Here is a 15,992-nt window from a genome sequence, read left to right on the forward strand (position 1 = left end):
CAGGTCAGAGCTGGAAGCCTGGCGGGTGCGGCTGGCACCGGGGGCAGGAGAACGAGGAGCGGTTCATGAACGGCTCGCGGCGGATCGGCCTGCCGCAGCGGGGGCAGGGCTCGCCCTCCCGGCCGTAGGCGTTCAGCGACCGGTCGAAGTAACCGGACTGGCCGTTGACGTTGACGTACAGGGCGTCGAACGAGGTGCCGCCCGCCCGGAGGGCCTGGTCCATCACGTCGGTGGCGGCGGTCAGCAGCTCCGCCGCCTTGGCCCTGCTCAGCCCGTCGGCGGGGCGGGCCCAGTGCAGCCGGGCCAGCCAGAGCGCCTCGTCGGCGTAGATGTTGCCGATGCCGGAGACCACGGTCTGGTCCAGCAGGGCGCGCTTGACCTCGGTCCGCCTGCGCCGCAGCGCGGCGACCGCCGCCACCGGGTCGAAGTCGGGGTCCATCGGGTCGCGGGCGATGTGGGCGACCGGGGTGGGCAGCGACACGCCGTCGACCTCGGTGACCCCCTCCACGGACAGGCCGCCGAAGGTGCGCTGGTCGACGAAGCGCAGCTCGGGGCCGTCGTCGGCGAAGGAGACGCGCACCCGCAGGTGCTTTTCGTCGGGGGCGCCCACGGGTTGGACCAGCATCTGGCCGCTCATCCCCAGGTGGGCCAGCACCGCCTCGCCCGAGCTGAGGTCGACCCACAGGTACTTGCCACGGCGGCGGGCGTCGGTGAACGAGTGCCCGACCAGCCGGGCGGCGAAGTCGACCGCGCCGGGGACGTGCCTGCGGATGGCGCGCGGGTGGAAGACGTCCACCTGCGCGATGTGCCTGCCCACGACGTGGTCGCGCAGGCCGCGGCGGACGACCTCGACCTCGGGGAGCTCAGGCACCGTCCCCGGCCGAGGAGATCTTCTCGGTCAGCTCGCGCCAGGCCGCCTCGGCGGCCTTCTGCTCGGCTTCCTTCTTGGTGCGGCCGTCGCCGTTGCCGTAGCCCTGGCCGTTCACCACGACGATGGCGGTGAACTCCTTGCGGTGGTCCGGGCCCTCTTCGCGCACCCGGTACTCCGGGACGCCCAGGCCCGCCGACGCCGTCAGCTCCTGCAGGCTGGTCTTCCAGTCCAGACCGGCGCCGCGCAGCGGGGCCTCGGCCAGCAGCGGGTCGAAGTGCTTGTGCACGACCCGGCGGGCGGTGTCGATCCCGTGCTCCAGGTACACCGCGCCGATGACCGCCTCCATGCCGTCGGCGAGGATGCTCGCCTTGTCCCGGCCGCCGGTCAGCTCCTCGCCCTTGCCCAGCAGCAGGTGCGCGCCGAGGCCGCCGGGGCCGAGGCCGCGGGCGACCCCGGCCAGCGCGTGCATGTTGACCACGCTGGCCCGCAGCTTCGCCAACTGGCCCTCGGGGAGGTCCGGGTGGGTGCGGTAGAGGTGGTCGGTCACCACCAGGCCGAGCACCGCGTCACCCAGGAACTCCAACCGCTCGTTCGGGGGCAGGCCCCCGTTCTCGTACGCGTACGAGCGGTGGGTCAGGGCGAGCACGAGCAGCTCGGCGTCCAGTTGGACGCCGAGCGCGTCGAGCAGCGTCTCAGGCTCCGCGGTGGGCCCGCGGGACGCCTTGGCCCCCATGCCTGGTTCTACTTCCGCCGGAGGGTCACGCGGGCTGGACGACCTGGCGACCGTCGTACTGGCCGCAGGTCGGGCAGGCGATGTGCTGCGGCTTGAGCTCGCGGCACGCCTTGTTCGAGCAGTTCACCAGGTGCACGGCACTGGCTTTCCACTGCGAACGGCGCGAGCGGGTGTTGGAACGCGACATCTTCCGCTTGGGGACGGCCACGACTGAATCTCCTCTGACGAGCTGTTTGTGCAGGACTCGGGCGGTGAAGCTGAGCGGACTACTGACCCGACCCCTGTTGGAACCGCTCCTGCAGCGCGGCCCACCGAGGGTCAATGGTCTCATGCCGGTGATCGGGCCCGACCTCGGCCCACTTGCCGCCGCACTCGGCGCACAGGCCCGCGCAGTCCGGCTCGCACAGCGGCACGTGCGGCACGGCCAGCACGACCGCGTCGCGGACCACCGGTTCCAGGTCGACCAGGTCGTCGACGAGCCTGCTGACCTCGTCGTCGTCGGTGGTCTCGTCGGTCGTGCTATCCGGGTAGGCGAACAGCTCGGTGATGTCGACGTCGACCTCTTCGGTGATCGGGTCCAGGCACCGGGAGCACTCGCCCACCAGCGTCCCGGCCGCGGTCCCGGAGACCAGCACGCCCTCGACCACCGACTCCAGCAGCAGGTCCAGCTCGACCTCGGCACCGGCCGGGACGGCGATGACGCCCTCCAGCCCGATGGCGTGCTCGGCCTGCGCCGTGCGGCGGACGGGTCGGCTCGACCCCGGCCGCCTGCCCAGCTCACGGGTGTCGATGACCCAGGAACTGGTCAGGACCGGTCGGTCCTGCTGGCTCTTGCGGGAAGAGGACATGGCTCGCTCGTCAGCACCTTCTGCGGGGGTTCGTCCGACCACGCGGTCAACCAGGTCAGGGTACGCGAATCGGCGCCGCGGGCGAAATCCGGTTCAGGCGCCGTCGTAGTCGAACGGGGCGCCGTGGCCGTCGAAGGCGGGGGCGGCCACCCCGGCGGGCACGGCGGGCATCCCGCCGCGCAGGTGCACCCGGCCCTTGCCGACGGTGCGCAGGGTGTGCGAGAGCAGGTCCTCGAACTCGCCGAGCTTGCCGTCGACGTAGGCGTCGCACTCGGCGCGCTGGCGGGCGGCCTCCTCGGCGGTGGCGTCGAGGATGCGCGCGGACTCGGTCCGCGCGGCCTGCACGACCTCGGTCTGCGACACCAGCCTGCCCTGCTCGAAGCGGCCCTCCTCGACGGCGCGCTCGTAGGACTCGCGGCCCGCCTGGGTCATCCGGTCGGCCTCGTCGCGGGAGCGCCCGACCAGGTCCTCGTACTCGGCGCGGCCCGCGGCGGCGACCCGGTCGGCCTCGTCCTGGGCGTCGGCGACGAGCCGGTCGGCGTGCGCGGCGGCCTCGGCGACCAGGCGCTCGGCCTCGGCGCGGGCGTCGGCGACCATGGTCTCGGCGTCCAGCCTGGCCTTGCTGAGCATCGACTCGGCGGCGTGCTCGGCGGCGCCGACGATCTCGTCCTTGCGGTCGAGCACGTCCTGGGCGTCGTCCACCTCGGTGGGCAGCGCGTCGCGGACCTCGTCGAGCAGTTCCAGGACGTCACCGCGGGGCACCACGCACCCCGACGTCATGGGCACGCCCCTGGCCTCCTCCAGGATCGTCACCAGTTCGTCGATCGCCTCGAAGACCTTGTACACAGCTCCACCTCCACCACGGCTCCCGCACCGATTCTGCCGCAGGTGGCGCGGCGGAGCGGGACGCAGGCCCCGGGCGTGTCCCCGCCCGGCGCCCACGTCCGGGGATGGGCGGGGATCAGACGTCGATCAGGGAGAAGCTGCCGTAGTGGTCGCCGGTGTAGAAGTACTCGCCGCCGTTGCCGGTGACGATGCGACGGGCGCCGCGGTCGCCGGAGCCCGGAGTGATGACCGTGTACTCGTGGTAGTAGCCGGCCGCGCAGGCGGGCAGGATGCCCTCCCGGTTCTGGAACACGGTGCCGTCCTGGGTGAACGGGAACGGGCCGCCGTCCTGGATCAGCTCGTAGGTGTCGGTGGCCTGCGCGGGCAGGGCGGACAGCCGGACGAGGTCGTAGCTCGACGTGTTGCCGCACGCGGGTTGGGCGAGCGCGGTGGCGGCCGGGTCGGGCAGGGCCGGGGTGGCAGCGGCCGGTCCAGCGAGGCCGAGCAGGGCGAGGGTCGCGAACACCAGCGCGAGGAGGGGCTTCACCATCTTCAGTGTGATGTTGCTCATTAACCAACAGTAACCTGATGTGGTGATCACTCCAATACGGAGAGGTGAACCCGCTGTGGCAGTCTGATCACGTGGAGATCCGACCAGCCCGGGCCGAGGACGTTCCCGCGATCGTCGCGATGCTGGCCGAGGACCCCCTGGGCGCGAGCCGCGAACTGCCCGGCTCCCCCAGCTACGACGAGGCCTTCCGGGCCATCGAGGCCGATCCGCACCAGGTCCTGGTCGTCGCCGAGGAGGCGGGCGAGGTCGTCGGCACGCTCCAACTGACCCTCACCCCCGGCCTGTCCAGGATGGGCGCCACCCGGGCGACCATCGAGGGCGTGCGGGTGCGCGCGGACCAGCGCGGCGCCCGGCTCGGCGAACGGCTGTTCGAGTGGGCGATCGACACCGCCCGGGAGCGCGGCGCGGTCCTGGTGCAGCTCACCACCGACGCCTCGCGCAAGGACGCCCAGCGCTTCTACCAGCGGCTCGGGTTCGTGGCCAGCCACGTCGGGATGAAGCTGCCGCTCTGAACCGGCACCGCGAGCGCTAGGCCCTGTCCCGCTGCTCGGCCAGCCGGACCAGCAGGCGCTTGTGCACCTCGGGGGGCAGCATGTCGACGACCTCGCCGCCGAACGCGGCGACCTCCTTGACCAGCGAGCTGGACAGGTGGCTGTACCCGGGCCGGGTCGGCACGAACAGCGTCTCCACCCCGGTGAGCTGCTGGTTCATCTGCGCCATCGGCAACTCGTAGTCGAAGTCGGTGGCCGTGCGCAGGCCCTTGACGATCGCCTGCACGCCGTGCTCGGCGCAGTAGTCGACCGTCAGGCCGTACCAGGAGTCGACCCGCACGTTGCCCAGGTGCCCGACCGCGCTCGCCAGCAGCTCGATGCGCTCCTCGACGGTGAACAGGCCCTTCTTGCTCTTGTTCACCCCGACGAGCACCACCACCTCCTCGAACAGGCGCGAGGCCCGTTCGAAGACGTCGAGGTGACCGTTGGTCGGCGGGTCGTACGAACCGGGGCAGACGACTCGGGTCATGCCCGGAAACTACCGGAGTCGGCCCCGGCGTCCAGCCCTGTTCACCGACGTGTCACCTGCTCAGCCCCGGTGCGTCGCCCAGAACAGCTCGGTGTCGCCGTAGCGGCGGGACCGGTCCGGGGCCAGCTCCGGGGGCCAGCCGGGTTCCCCGGCCCGCGCCGCCCGCTCGACCACGACGGTGCTGCCCGGCGCGGTCCACCCCCGCTCGATCAGGGCGGCGAGCGCGGCAGCCAGCTCGGTGTCGGCGATGGCGTACGGCGGGTCGGCGAAGACCACGTCGTAGGGCGCGTCCGGGGGTGTGGCCAGGACGGTGGCGACCTTGCCCGCGCGGACGTCGGCGCCGGGCAGCCCGACCGCGCCCGCGTTGCGGCGCAGCACGCCCACCGCGTCGCGGTGGTGCTCGACCAGGGTGGCCAGCGCCGCGCCGCGCGACAGCGCCTCCAACCCCAGCGCGCCCGACCCGGCGTACAGGTCGAGCACCCGGGCGCCGCGCAGGCCCACCGACGCCTCCAGCGCGCTGAACAGCGCCTCCCGCACCCGGTCCGACGTCGGCCGGGTGCCCTTCGCGGGCACCCCCAGCCTGCGCCCGCCCGCGGTCCCGGCCACGATCCTGGTCACCACCCCATCGTGCCCGATCCCGGGTCGCCGACCGCACCTCGGGGACCCGCGGGGGCGGGGCACGGGGGTGAGGCGGAGCACATAGACCCGGCGGCCGATTACCGGCCGGGACAAAGCGCGTAATCTCGCTTTTCCCGTCCGAACGAACCGTGGGAGCGCTGGGTGTCGGAAACCTCGGTGAGAGAGGCCGAGATCGCGGTCGAGCAGAAGCACGTCGACGTCGTCTACACGCGGGTCGCCGAGATGCGCGACGAGGCGGAGGCCATGCGCGACCGCGGCGACGAACTCGCCCACGGCGCGCGCAACGAGGCCGTCTTCGAGCAGGCGGCGATGCTCTTCGAGCGCGACGTGATGGTGCGGCACGCGAACCAGATCCTGCGCTCGCTCGACGCCGAGCACGAGGGCCTGGTGTTCGGGCGGCTGGACACCACCGACACCGAGACGATGTACGTCGGCCGCCTCGGGGTGCGCGACAGCGAGTTCGACAATCTGGTGACCGACTGGCGCGCCCCCGCGGCGGCGCCGTTCTACCAGGCGACCGCCGAGCAGCCGATGGGCGTGATCCGGCGCCGGGTGATCCGCTCCACCGGCCAGTCCGTGGTCGACATCGACGACGACCTGCTGATGCCCGAGGCGCGGCAGGAGACCATGCCGGTGGTCGGCGAGGGCGCGCTGATCGCCAGCCTGACCCGGGCGCGCGGCGAGAACATGCGCGACATCGTGGCCACCATCCAGAAGGAGCAGGACGAGGCGATCCGGGCGCCGTGGCGCGGGGTCACCGAGATCACCGGCGGCCCGGGCACCGGCAAGACCGCGGTCGCCCTGCACCGGGTGGCGTACCTGCTCTACCGGGACCGGCGGCGGATGGGCGGCGCGGGCGTGCTCGTGGTCGGCCCGTCGCCCGCGTTCACCTCCTACATCTCCCGGGTGCTGCCCTCGATGGGCGAGGACACCGTGGAGCTGCGCTCGCTGAGCGACCTGCTCGACGGGGTCAAGGCCACCCGCACCGACCCCGGCCCGGTCGCGGCGGTCAAGGGTTCGCTGCGGATGCGCCGGGTGCTGAAGAAGGCCATCCGCGAGGCCCCCGCCGACGCCCCGACGGAACTGCGCATCGTCTACCACGGCGAGGTGCTCAAGCTCGACGCGCGCGAACTGGCGCGGGTCCGGGCCTCGGTGCACAACGGGCGGCGCCCACCGAACCAGTCCCGGGTCGACGCGGCCGAGGCGCTGCTGGAGGCGCTGTGGCGCAAGGCGGAGTCCTACGAGGACTTCCCGGTCAAGCGCGCGGAGCTGATCACCGAACTGGGCGAGCGGATCGACTTCCACCGGTTCGTCGTCGTGTGGTGGCAGCTACTGACCCCCGGCGAGGTGCTGCGCGGCCTGTCCGACCGCCGCAGGCTGGCCAGGACGGCCGGGCGCGGCCTCACCCGCGCCGAGGTCGACCTCCTGGCCGACTCCTGGGCCGACCCGGAGGCGGGCTTCACCGTCGCCGACGTCGCCCTGCTCGACGAACTGAGGGTCCTGCTGGGCCGCCCCCCGAGGCGGCGGCACCGCAGCCGCGACAACCAGCTCCCACCCCCGCGCGAGGACTACGACGAGTACTCACACATCGTGGTCGACGAGGCCCAGGACCTCTCCCCCATGCAGTGGCGCATGGTCGGCAGGCGGGGCAAGTACGCGAGCTGGACCGTCGTCGGCGACCCCGTCCAGTCCTCCTGGCCGGACCCGGCGGAGGCCCGCCAGGCCCAGGAGGCCGCGTTCGGCGGACCGCGCACCCAGCACCGGCGGTTCGCGCTGCGCACCAACTACCGCAACTCGGCGGAGATCTTCGCCCTGGCGGGCCGGGTCGTCACCCACGTCGCCACCCCCGACCAGCTCCCGCACGCGGTCCGCAGCACCGGCGTCGACCCCCTGGTCCAGGTGTGCGTGGAGGACGAACTGGACACCACCGCCCTCAAGGCCGCCGCCGACCTGCTGTCCGAGGTGGACGGCACGGTCGGCATCATCACCGCCTCGTCCAGGCTCCCCGGACTCCGCACCGCCGCCGAGGGCCTCGGCGAGGACCGCCTGCGCGTGGTCGACGGCCTGGAGTCCAAGGGCTTGGAGTACGACGCGGTGGTCCTGGTCGAACCCGGCGAACTGGTCGCCGAGTCCACCACGGGCCCGCGCACCCTCTACGTGGCACTGACCCGCGCCACCCAACGCCTCACGGTCCTCACGACGGATGAGACCTGGCCCGACGGGCGCTGACCAGATCCCAGGAACAGCACGAGGGCCGCGCTCCCACCAGGAGCGCGGCCCTCGTCGTCGGGGTGGGTGATCAGCCCGGCACGGGTTCGCGGGAGCGGGTCACCGCGATGCCGACCGGCGGTACACGGTCAACTGAACGCGCTCGTCGACGTGCCGGGTGGGCACGCCGAGGAACACCGTCGGCAGCGCGTTGCGGCGGGCAGCCGCAACGCCACTGCGCGACTCCTTCGTCCACCACGTCCGCACCCACTGCACCACCACGTCCACTGCCACAGCACCCCACCCGACACCACCGAGGTGGGCGGTGTCGGGTGGGTCAGGAAACAAGGCAAGCCGACCACCCCACAAACCGCCAGCCCGGCGAGCCAACTGCCCGGGTGGGTGGAGGTGCTTGGTCAGCCAATCACCCCGAGAACCGGCGGCCCGGCGAGCCAACTGCCCGGGTGGGCGGATGCGCTTGGTCAGCCGACCGCCCCGAGAACCGCTGGCCCGGCCAAGCAACTGCCCGGGTGGGTGGATGTGTTTGGCCGGGGGTGGCGATCATGTGACAGCCTGCCTGGGCGGTGGGGCATCTTTTCAGCCCCACCTGACGCACTGGAGCACATGATCGCCATAGGGGCCCCGGCCAAACACATCCACCCAGCCGGGCACCCACGACAAACGACCGGGCCCCAAAACAGACCAACCGCGCACCACCCACCAAAACCCAGCCCCCAAAAACGGTGCACGGCCGAGCAAATTCACCCGGCCGTGCACCGAAACAAACCCCGAGACCCTACGACAGCACAGCCAGCAGGTCGCCGCCTTCAACCTGCTGCACCCCACCGATCGCCAACCGCGCCACGGCACCCGCCTTCGGCGCGGTGATCGCGGCCTCCATCTTCATCGCCTCGATCGTGGCGATGGTCGCCCCGGCCTCCACCCGGTCCCCCTCGGCGACGGCCAGGGTGACCACGCCCGCGAACGGCGCGGCGACGTGGTCGGGGTTGGCGCGGTCGGCCTTCTCCGCGACCGGGAGGTCGGAGGCGACCGAGCGGTCGCGGACCTGGATCGGGCGCAGTTGGCCGTTGAGGGTGGCCATCACCGTGCGCACGCCGCGCTCGTCGGCGTCGCCGATGGCCTCCAGTTCGATGAGGAGGGTGACGCCCTTCTCCAGGGAGACCGCGTACTCCTTGCCCTGTTCCAGGCCGTAGAAGAAGTCCTTGCTGGCCAGGACGCTGGTGTCGCCGAACTGGTCGCGGTGGGCGCGGTACTCCTTGGTGGGGCCTGCGAACAGCAGGCGGTTGAGGGTGGCGCGCGGGTCCTCCGCCAGGCCTGTGCGGTCCTCCTCGGTCAGCTCGGCGACGCCCTTGGGGGCGGGGCGGCCCTGGAGGGCCTTGGTGCGGAAGGGCTCCGGCCAGCCGCCCGCCGGGTCGCCGAGTTCGCCGTGCAGGAAGCCGATGACCGAGCCGGGGACGTCGAAGCGGCTGGGTTCGGCCTCGAACTCCGCCGGGTCGACCCCGGCGCCGACCAGGTGCAGGGCCAGGTCGCCGACGACCTTCGACGACGGGGTGACCTTGACCAGGCGGCCCAGCATCCGGTCGGCGGCGGCGTAGGTGGTCTCGATCTCCTCGAACCGGTCGCCCAGGCCCAGGGCGACGGCCTGGGTGCGCAGGTTCGAGAGCTGACCGCCGGGGATCTCGTGCAGGTAGACCCGGCCGGTCGGCGCGGGCAGGCCCGCCTCGAACGGGCGGTAGATCTTGCGCACGATCTCCCAGTACGGCTCCAGGTCCGACACCGCTTGCAGCGACAGCCCGGTTTCGCGGTCGCTGTGGTCGGTGGCGGCCACGATCGCCGACAGCGACGGTTGCGAGGTGGTGCCCGACAGCGACGCGACCGCCCCGTCCACGGCGTCCACCCCGGACTGGATGGCGGCCAGGTAGGTCGCAAGCTGCCCGCCCGCGGTGTCGTGGGTGTGCAGGTGCACGGGGAGGTCGAACTCCTTGCGCAGCGCGGTGATCAGCCGGGCCGCGGCGGGCGGGCGCAGCAGGCCCGCCATGTCCTTGACCGCCAGGACGTGCGCGCCCGCGCCGACGATCTGCTCGGCCAGCTTGAGGTAGTAGTCGAGGGTGTAGAGCTGCTCGCCGGGGTCGGACAGGTCGGCGGTGTAGCAGAGGGCGACCTCGGCGACGGCGGTGCCGGTGGCGCGCACCGCCTCGATGGCCGGGCGCATCTGCTCGACGTCGTTGAGCGCGTCGAAGATGCGGAAGATGTCGATGCCGGTCTTGGTGGCCTCGTCGACGAACGCGTCGGTCACCTCGGTCGGGTACGGGGTGTACCCGACGGTGTTGCGCCCGCGCAGCAGCATCTGCAGGCAGATGTTCGGCACCGCCTCGCGCAGCGCGGCCAGCCGGTCCCACGGGTCCTCGGCGAGGAAGCGCAGCGCCACGTCGTAGGTGGCGCCGCCCCAGGCCTCCAGCGACAGCAGCTCCGGGGTGGAGCGGGCCACGTGCGGGGCCACGGCCAGCAGGTCGCGGGTGCGGACCCGGGTGGCCAGCAGCGACTGGTGCGCGTCGCGGAAGGTGGTGTCGGTGACGCCGACGCGCACGGATTCGCGCATCCACCGGGCGAAGCCCTCCGGGCCCAGCTCGACGAGCTTCTGCTTGGAGCCCGCGGGGGGTTCCGCCGACAGGTCGACGGGGGGCAGCTTCTCCACCGGGTCGATGACCTTGGGGCGCTCGCCGTGCGGCTTGTTGACCGTCACGTCGGCGAGGTAGGTCAGCAGCCGGGTGCCGCGGTCGGCGGAGTGCCGGGCGGTCAGCAGGTACGGGCGCTCCTCGATGAAGGCCGTGGTGACCCGGCCCGCGCGGAAGTCCGGGTCGTCCAGGACGGCCTGCAGGAACGGGATGTTCGAGGCCACGCCGCGGATGCGGAACTCGGCGACGGCGCGCTTGGCCCGGCGCACCGCGAGGTCGAAGTCGCGGCCCCGGCAGGTGAGCTTGACCAGCATGGAGTCGAAGTGCGCGCTGACCTCGGCGCCCGCCGCGGTGCCGCCGTCGAGGCGGATGCCGCTGCCGCCCGGGGAGCGGTAGGCGCTGATCATCCCGGTGTCCGGGCGGAACCCGTTGGCCGGGTCCTCGGTGGTGATGCGGCACTGCAGCGCCGCGCCGCGCAGGTAGATGTCCTCCTGGCGCAGGCCGAGGTCGTCGAGGGTTTCCCCGGCGGCGATGCGCAACTGCGCCTGCACCAGGTCGACGTCGGTGACCTCCTCGGTCACCGTGTGCTCGACCTGGATGCGCGGGTTCATCTCGATGAAGACGTGGTTGCCGCGGGTGTCGAGCAGGAACTCGACGGTCCCGGCGTTCTTGTAGTTGATGTGCCGAGCGAAGTCGACCGCGTCCTGGCAGATCTTGTCGCGCAGCTCCGACGGCAGGTTCGGCGCCGGGGCGATCTCGATGACCTTCTGGTGGCGCCGTTGCAGCGAGCAGTCGCGCTCGTAGAGGTGGATGACGTTGCCCGCGCCGTCGGCGAGGATCTGCACCTCGATGTGCCGGGGGTCGAGCACCGCCTGCTCCAGGAACACGGTGGCGTCGCCGAAGGCCGACTCGGCCTCGCGCATCGCCGCCTCCAGCGCGTCGCGCAGACCGGCGGCCTCCTCGACCCGGCGCATCCCGCGCCCGCCGCCACCGGCGACGGCCTTGACGAAGATCGGGAACCCGATGTCCTCGGCGGCGGCCAGCAGGGCCTCGACGTCCTCGGACGGCTCCGACGAGCGCAGCACCGGCAGACCGGCCTCGCGGGCGGCGGCGATGGCGCGGGCCTTGTTGCCGGTCAGCTCCAGGATTTCCGCGCTCGGGCCGACGAAGGTGATCCCCGCGTCCGCACACGCCTTGGACAGCTCGGGGTTCTCCGACAGGAAGCCGTAGCCGGGGTAGACGGCGTCGGCACCGGCCTTCCGCGCGGCCTTGACGATCTCCTCGACCGACAGGTACGCCCGCACCGGGTGCCCCGGCTCACCGATCTCGTAGGCCTCGTCGGCCTTCATCCGGTGCTGGGAGTTGCGGTCCTCGTGCGGGAAGACGGCGACCGTCCCGGCGCCGAGCTCGTACCCGGCTCGGAACGCCCGGATGGCGATCTCGCCTCGGTTGGCGACAAGCACCTTGCGGAACATGCCCGGTTACCTCCTGCTGACTCAGGGACGGTTGCAGGAGGTTACCGTGGTTTTCCCAGGCACCGGGAGGATCGTTCCGCGTGATGGGTGCCATCCCGCTCGGTCCCCGGACCGGGTCCGCCTCCTGCGGTACAGATCTTCACCGCAGGCTCCCACCCCGGGCGCGATTGTGCCGGGCGTGCGGGTATTCGGCGTGCCCTGGACCGATCCACCGGCGTTCTCCCGCACCGGGGTGAGTGTCGGCCGTCACATTGCCCGGCTCTTGCCGGGGCGGTCGCGGCGGGGTTTCCGGGCACCGCGGGCACTGCGGAAGATCGTCCCCGTCGTACCCCGACGCTCCGGTTCGACTACTGGGCGTGACGTGCGCCCGGGGAGCGGGTCGGGCGCACGTCCGCCCGGTCAGCCGCCGAAGGGTCCGGTGTGGAGGATCAGGTTCGGGGTGCCGGTCGGGAACGGGCACGGGGTGGGCACGGCGGTGCCGACCACGGCCGCGTGCACCTGCGCGGCGGTCCAGGTCGGGTTGACCGCCACCCGCAGCGCGGCGGCGCCCGCGGTGAAGGCGGAGGAGATGGAACTGCCGGACAGGGTGTTGGTGCCGCCACCGGGCCACGGGCCCCGGATGTTCTGGCCGGGGGCGTGCACGTCGACGGTGGGGCCGTAGTTGGAATTGCTCGCGCGGCAGTCGGTGGTGGTCAGCGAGCCGGACACCAGCGCCTCGGTGACCCGCGAGGGCGAGTAGTTCGCCGCGTTGGCGGCCGAACCGCCCGCGGCGACGGAGACGGTCACCCCGGAGGCGATCACCCGGCGCACCGCGGCGTCGATCGCCGTGCTGGGGCCGCCGCCGATGCTCATGTTGACCACGGCGGGCTTGACCGCGTTCGCGGCGATCCAGTCCAGCCCGGCCACGACCTGGGCGGTGGTGCCCGAGCCGGAGGCGTTGAGGACCTTCACCGGGACGATCCGCACCTGCTTGGCCACGCCGTGCGCGGTGCCGCCGACGATGCCCGCGAGGAAGGTGCCGTGGCCGTTGCCGTCGGCGGTGGAGCCGGAGCCGGTGGCGTCGTGGCCGGGCAGCAGCCTGCCCGCGTAGTCCGGGTGCGCGCTGACGCCGGTGTCGACGATGTAGGCGCGCACGTTCGCCGCGGTGGTCTCGTAGTGGTAGTTGGCGTTGAGCGGCAGGGCGGGCTGATCGATGCGGTCGAGGCCCCAGTTCGGCGGGTTGGGCTGGTCGGCGAGGGCGTGCACGGTGCCGTCGGGTTCGACCGCGGCGACGGCCGGGTCCGCGGCGAGGGCGGCGGCGGCCGAGGGGGTCAGGCGGGCGGTGTAGCCGGGGCCGCGCGCGGGCGTGACCACGTAGTCGGCGGCGGTCTCGCGGGCGGCGGTCCCGTGGGCGGGCAGCGCGGTGGTGGCGGCGCCGAGCAGCACGAGGGCGGCCACCGCGAGGAGCGGGCGGCGGGTGCGAGTGGTTTTCATGTCTCCCTCGTTAGCGGCGCGGCACGAACCGGGCAAGGTTCACCAATTGCCGGAGTGGCCCGCCACCATTGGCCTCGCGCCATTGGCGGGGCACCCGCCACCGAACGCTTGTCCGGTTTAATCGCCCCGGTTCAGCGGGACAACTTGTCACCCGTTCGAGTGAGTCGGGTTCATGGCGGAAGCGGGAAAGACCGGAATCCGCTGGCCACGATGCGTCATCGGCCGAACACGAGAGGATATCGGGAACGGTCGGAAATGGACGAGCCCGGAAGCGGTTCCGGTCTGACCGGATAGGACAGAAGAATTTCAGAAGCCCTGTCGGACAAGGATTTCATCCGGGGGTGAGCGTTCCGACCCGGTGTCCGCACCCGACGCCGCCCGGGTGCGCTCATCGTGCCGAGGGCCGCCCGAGTTGCTCTGCTGTTCGATACGGAGAATTATCGTGGGCGCCGTGTTCACCCGGCAGGTGGTCATACTAAAGTGAGGCAATGCCCTCTGGTGACGCCGCCGAGTCGAACGACCGGCTCCCCCACTTCGACACCGTCCTGCGCGGCTACAACCCGCGGCAGGTCAACGAGCGAGTCACTCGCCTGACCTACGACCTCCGCCACGCCACGAAGGACCGGGACGAGGCGGCGAGCAAGATCGGCGAGCTGACCAAGTCGCTCGGTTCGTTGCAGCAGCAGCTCCTGGAGACGACCACCCGGCTCAACCGCATCAGCGCGAACCCCAACAGCACCGAGGGCATGACCGAGCGGGTCCGGCTCATGATGCAGCTCGCCGAGGAGGAGATCGCCGAGTTCAAGCGGCAGGCCGACGAGTACGGCAAGTCGACCCGCGCGGACGCGGAGGGCTACGCGGCCAACACCCGCAAGGAGGCCGACGGCTACTCGGCGGGCACCCGCAAGGGGGCCGACGAGTACGCGGCGCAGACCCGGCTCAAGGCCGAGACCTACGCCACGAACACCGGCAACAAGGCCAACGAGGCGGCGGCCAACACCAGGGCGGCCGCGGACAAGTACGCGGCCGACCTCAAGGGCAAGCACGACAAGATGATCGTGGACCTCGAGGAGCGCCGCAAGCAGCTCGAGGCCGACTACACCCGCAACCACGCGGAGCTCGACGCCGAGTACGAGGGCATGCGCGCGAGCCTGACGGCCGAGCACAAGAAGCTCATGGCCGACGCCCGCGCCGAGGTCGAGAACCAGTCCAAGGCCAACGACGCCCGCATCGCGCAGCTCTACGCCGACGCCAAGGCCCACCGCGAGCAGCTCGACGCCGAGGCCCTGCGGGTCCGCGAGGGCTTGGACGCGGAGTCGCTGCGCGCCCGCAAGGACGCCGACGCCCAGGCGGAGAAGGAACTCGCCGCCAAGCGCGCCCAGGCCGAGCAGGCCCTGGCCAAGCGCACCGACGAGGTCGAGGCCACCCTCAAGGCCCGCACCGAGCAGACCGATCGGGAACTGGCCGACCGCAAGGCCAAGGTCGAGGCCGACCTCAACGCGCAGGCCACCCGCACCGAGAAGGCCCTCGCCGACCAGACCGCCGCCACCGAGAAGGCCCTGGCCGACCAGCGGGCGAAGACCGACGCCGACCTCAAGGCCAAGCGCGAACAGGCCGAAGCGGCAGCCGCCAAGCTCGTCGCCGACGCGGAGAAGAACAAGGTCGACACCGAGAAGGCCCTCGCCGACCAGCGCGCCAAGACCGACGCCGACCTCAAGGCCAAGCGCGAACAGGCCGAAGCGGCAGCCGCCAAGCTCGTCGCGGACACCGAGAAGCTCAAGTCGGACACCGAGAAGTCCATCGCCGCCCTGCGCGCCAAGGTCGACGCCGAACTCAAGTCCCAGCGCGAGGCAGCGGAGAAGCAGGCCGAGAAGCTCATCGCCGACGCCGAGAAGCACAAGGCCGACACGGAGAGGTCCGTCGCCGACCAGCGCACCAGGACCGAGGCGGAACTCAAGTCCCAGCGCGAACAGGCCGAGAAGCACGCGGCCCGCCTCGTCTCCGAAGCCGAAACCAAACTGGCCGACGCCAACGACCGCCACTCCAAGGCCGACGCGTTCGAGAAGCGCGTCTCCGAGCAGGTCACCAACACCTTCTCGATCCTCGAAGAGGCCAAGAAGCACTTCACCGACATGTTCACCAAGGCCGAGGGCGCAGCAGCCGTCAAGCCCGAAGCCCTCAAGACGGCCGCCGAGCAGCAGAAGCCCTCGAACACCAACGGCACCCCCGCCCGCACCGGCCGCTGACCACAAGCCCAGCAGCCCTCAGGCCGCGAGCAGTGAGCAGTGAGCAGTGAGCAGTGAGCAGTGAGCAGTGAGCAAGTAAAAACGTGAGCGACAAGCAAGTGGCCCCCGGCGCCGGCCGGGGGCCACTTGCTTGTCCACCGGCCTTGAAAGCCATTGGTCTGCAACGAAACGCAGGCCCGCCACCCAACGCCAAACCCCCACACCCACCCGGCCGCACGCCCGCCACAAGCCACCCCAAAGCCACCACCCCCGCCACCAGCACCCCCCTCCCACGAGCAACAAACCCATGGCCTAGGGCGTGTCCTGCGGATCTTTCCCATGATCGTGTGCAGATGATGGGGTGTGGTCGGACGTGGTGAGCTGACGGACAAGGCCTGGGCTGCGATC

Annotated in this window: 14 protein-coding genes; 3 read left to right on the forward strand and 11 right to left on the reverse strand. The window is 71.9% G+C overall.

The genetic code is table 11. The features are described from left to right. Positions 1-4 precede the first annotated feature (4 nt). From mutM to DFQ13_RS28915, 6 genes are all read right to left on the reverse strand, one after another. On the reverse strand, positions 5-871 hold the full coding sequence (gene mutM / locus DFQ13_RS28890; protein ID WP_110082041.1) for a bifunctional DNA-formamidopyrimidine glycosylase/DNA-(apurinic or apyrimidinic site) lyase: 867 nt from the start codon (positions 869-871) through the stop codon (positions 5-7). Next, positions 864-1,604 carry a ribonuclease III gene (rnc, locus tag DFQ13_RS28895; RefSeq protein ID WP_110082042.1) on the reverse strand — a complete coding sequence of 247 codons (741 nt, stop codon included), beginning with the start codon at positions 1,602-1,604 and terminating at the stop codon, positions 864-866. The genes mutM and rnc overlap by 8 nt, the downstream gene beginning before the upstream one ends. Positions 1,605-1,629: 25 nt before the next feature. Further along, positions 1,630-1,812, reverse strand: coding sequence for a 50S ribosomal protein L32 (gene rpmF / locus DFQ13_RS28900; RefSeq protein WP_035284117.1), 183 nt, complete (start codon positions 1,810-1,812; stop codon positions 1,630-1,632). 58 nt (positions 1,813-1,870) lie between these two features. Further along, positions 1,871-2,452 carry a YceD family protein gene (locus DFQ13_RS28905; RefSeq protein ID WP_110082043.1) on the reverse strand — a complete coding sequence of 194 codons (582 nt, stop codon included), beginning with the start codon at positions 2,450-2,452 and terminating at the stop codon, positions 1,871-1,873. A 93-nt stretch (positions 2,453-2,545) separates the two neighbouring features. After that, positions 2,546-3,298 (reverse strand): DivIVA domain-containing protein, encoded by a 753-nt coding sequence (locus DFQ13_RS28910; protein ID WP_110082044.1) that lies wholly within the window; start codon positions 3,296-3,298, stop codon positions 2,546-2,548. A gap of 115 nt (positions 3,299-3,413) precedes the next feature. Beyond that, positions 3,414-3,848, reverse strand: a complete 435-nt coding sequence (locus tag DFQ13_RS28915) for a ribonuclease domain-containing protein (protein WP_110082045.1) — start codon at positions 3,846-3,848, stop codon at positions 3,414-3,416. A 71-nt stretch (positions 3,849-3,919) separates the two neighbouring features. Between DFQ13_RS28915 and DFQ13_RS28920 the strand changes: the two genes are divergently transcribed. Beyond that, positions 3,920-4,360, forward strand: coding sequence for a GNAT family N-acetyltransferase (locus DFQ13_RS28920; RefSeq protein ID WP_110082046.1), 441 nt, complete (start codon positions 3,920-3,922; stop codon positions 4,358-4,360). A 16-nt stretch (positions 4,361-4,376) separates the two neighbouring features. Here the strand turns inward: DFQ13_RS28920 and coaD are convergent, their stop codons facing one another. After that, positions 4,377-4,868 carry a pantetheine-phosphate adenylyltransferase gene (gene coaD, locus DFQ13_RS28925; protein WP_110082047.1) on the reverse strand — a complete coding sequence of 164 codons (492 nt, stop codon included), beginning with the start codon at positions 4,866-4,868 and terminating at the stop codon, positions 4,377-4,379. A gap of 60 nt (positions 4,869-4,928) precedes the next feature. Further along, a complete protein-coding gene (rsmD, locus tag DFQ13_RS28930) occupies positions 4,929-5,486 on the reverse strand; it encodes a 16S rRNA (guanine(966)-N(2))-methyltransferase RsmD (protein WP_110082067.1) in 558 nt (185 codons plus the stop codon). Between the two features lie 162 nt (positions 5,487-5,648). Here rsmD and DFQ13_RS28935 point away from each other — a divergent pair, with 162 nt between their 5' ends. Further along, positions 5,649-7,736, forward strand: coding sequence for a HelD family protein (locus DFQ13_RS28935; RefSeq protein ID WP_110082048.1), 2,088 nt, complete (start codon positions 5,649-5,651; stop codon positions 7,734-7,736). Between the two features lie 99 nt (positions 7,737-7,835). Here DFQ13_RS28935 and DFQ13_RS34185 read toward each other — a convergent pair whose 3' ends face one another. The 3 genes from DFQ13_RS34185 to DFQ13_RS28945 all read right to left on the reverse strand — a co-directional run bounded on the left by DFQ13_RS34185 (position 7,836) and on the right by DFQ13_RS28945 (position 13,359). Next, positions 7,836-8,009 carry a hypothetical protein gene (locus DFQ13_RS34185; protein WP_181400193.1) on the reverse strand — a complete coding sequence of 58 codons (174 nt, stop codon included), beginning with the start codon at positions 8,007-8,009 and terminating at the stop codon, positions 7,836-7,838. 502 nt (positions 8,010-8,511) lie between these two features. Next, complete coding sequence (locus tag DFQ13_RS28940) at positions 8,512-11,886, reverse strand: pyruvate carboxylase (protein WP_035287143.1); 3,375 nt, start codon at positions 11,884-11,886, stop codon at positions 8,512-8,514. 399 nt (positions 11,887-12,285) lie between these two features. Next, the gene (locus tag DFQ13_RS28945; protein ID WP_110082049.1) at positions 12,286-13,359 is read right to left on the reverse strand and encodes a S8 family peptidase; all 1,074 of its coding nucleotides are present in this window, start codon (positions 13,357-13,359) and stop codon (positions 12,286-12,288) included. A gap of 488 nt (positions 13,360-13,847) precedes the next feature. On the opposite strand from DFQ13_RS28945, the gene DFQ13_RS28950 reads away from it, so the two are divergent. Further along, positions 13,848-15,605: a hypothetical protein gene (locus DFQ13_RS28950; protein ID WP_110082050.1), complete on the forward strand. Its 1,758-nt coding sequence runs from the start codon at positions 13,848-13,850 to the stop codon at positions 15,603-15,605. The last annotated feature ends 387 nt before the right edge of the window (positions 15,606-15,992 follow it).

It is taken from the genome of Actinokineospora spheciospongiae (genome assembly GCF_003182415.1).
GTDB lineage: Bacteria > Actinomycetota > Actinomycetes > Mycobacteriales > Pseudonocardiaceae > Actinokineospora > Actinokineospora spheciospongiae.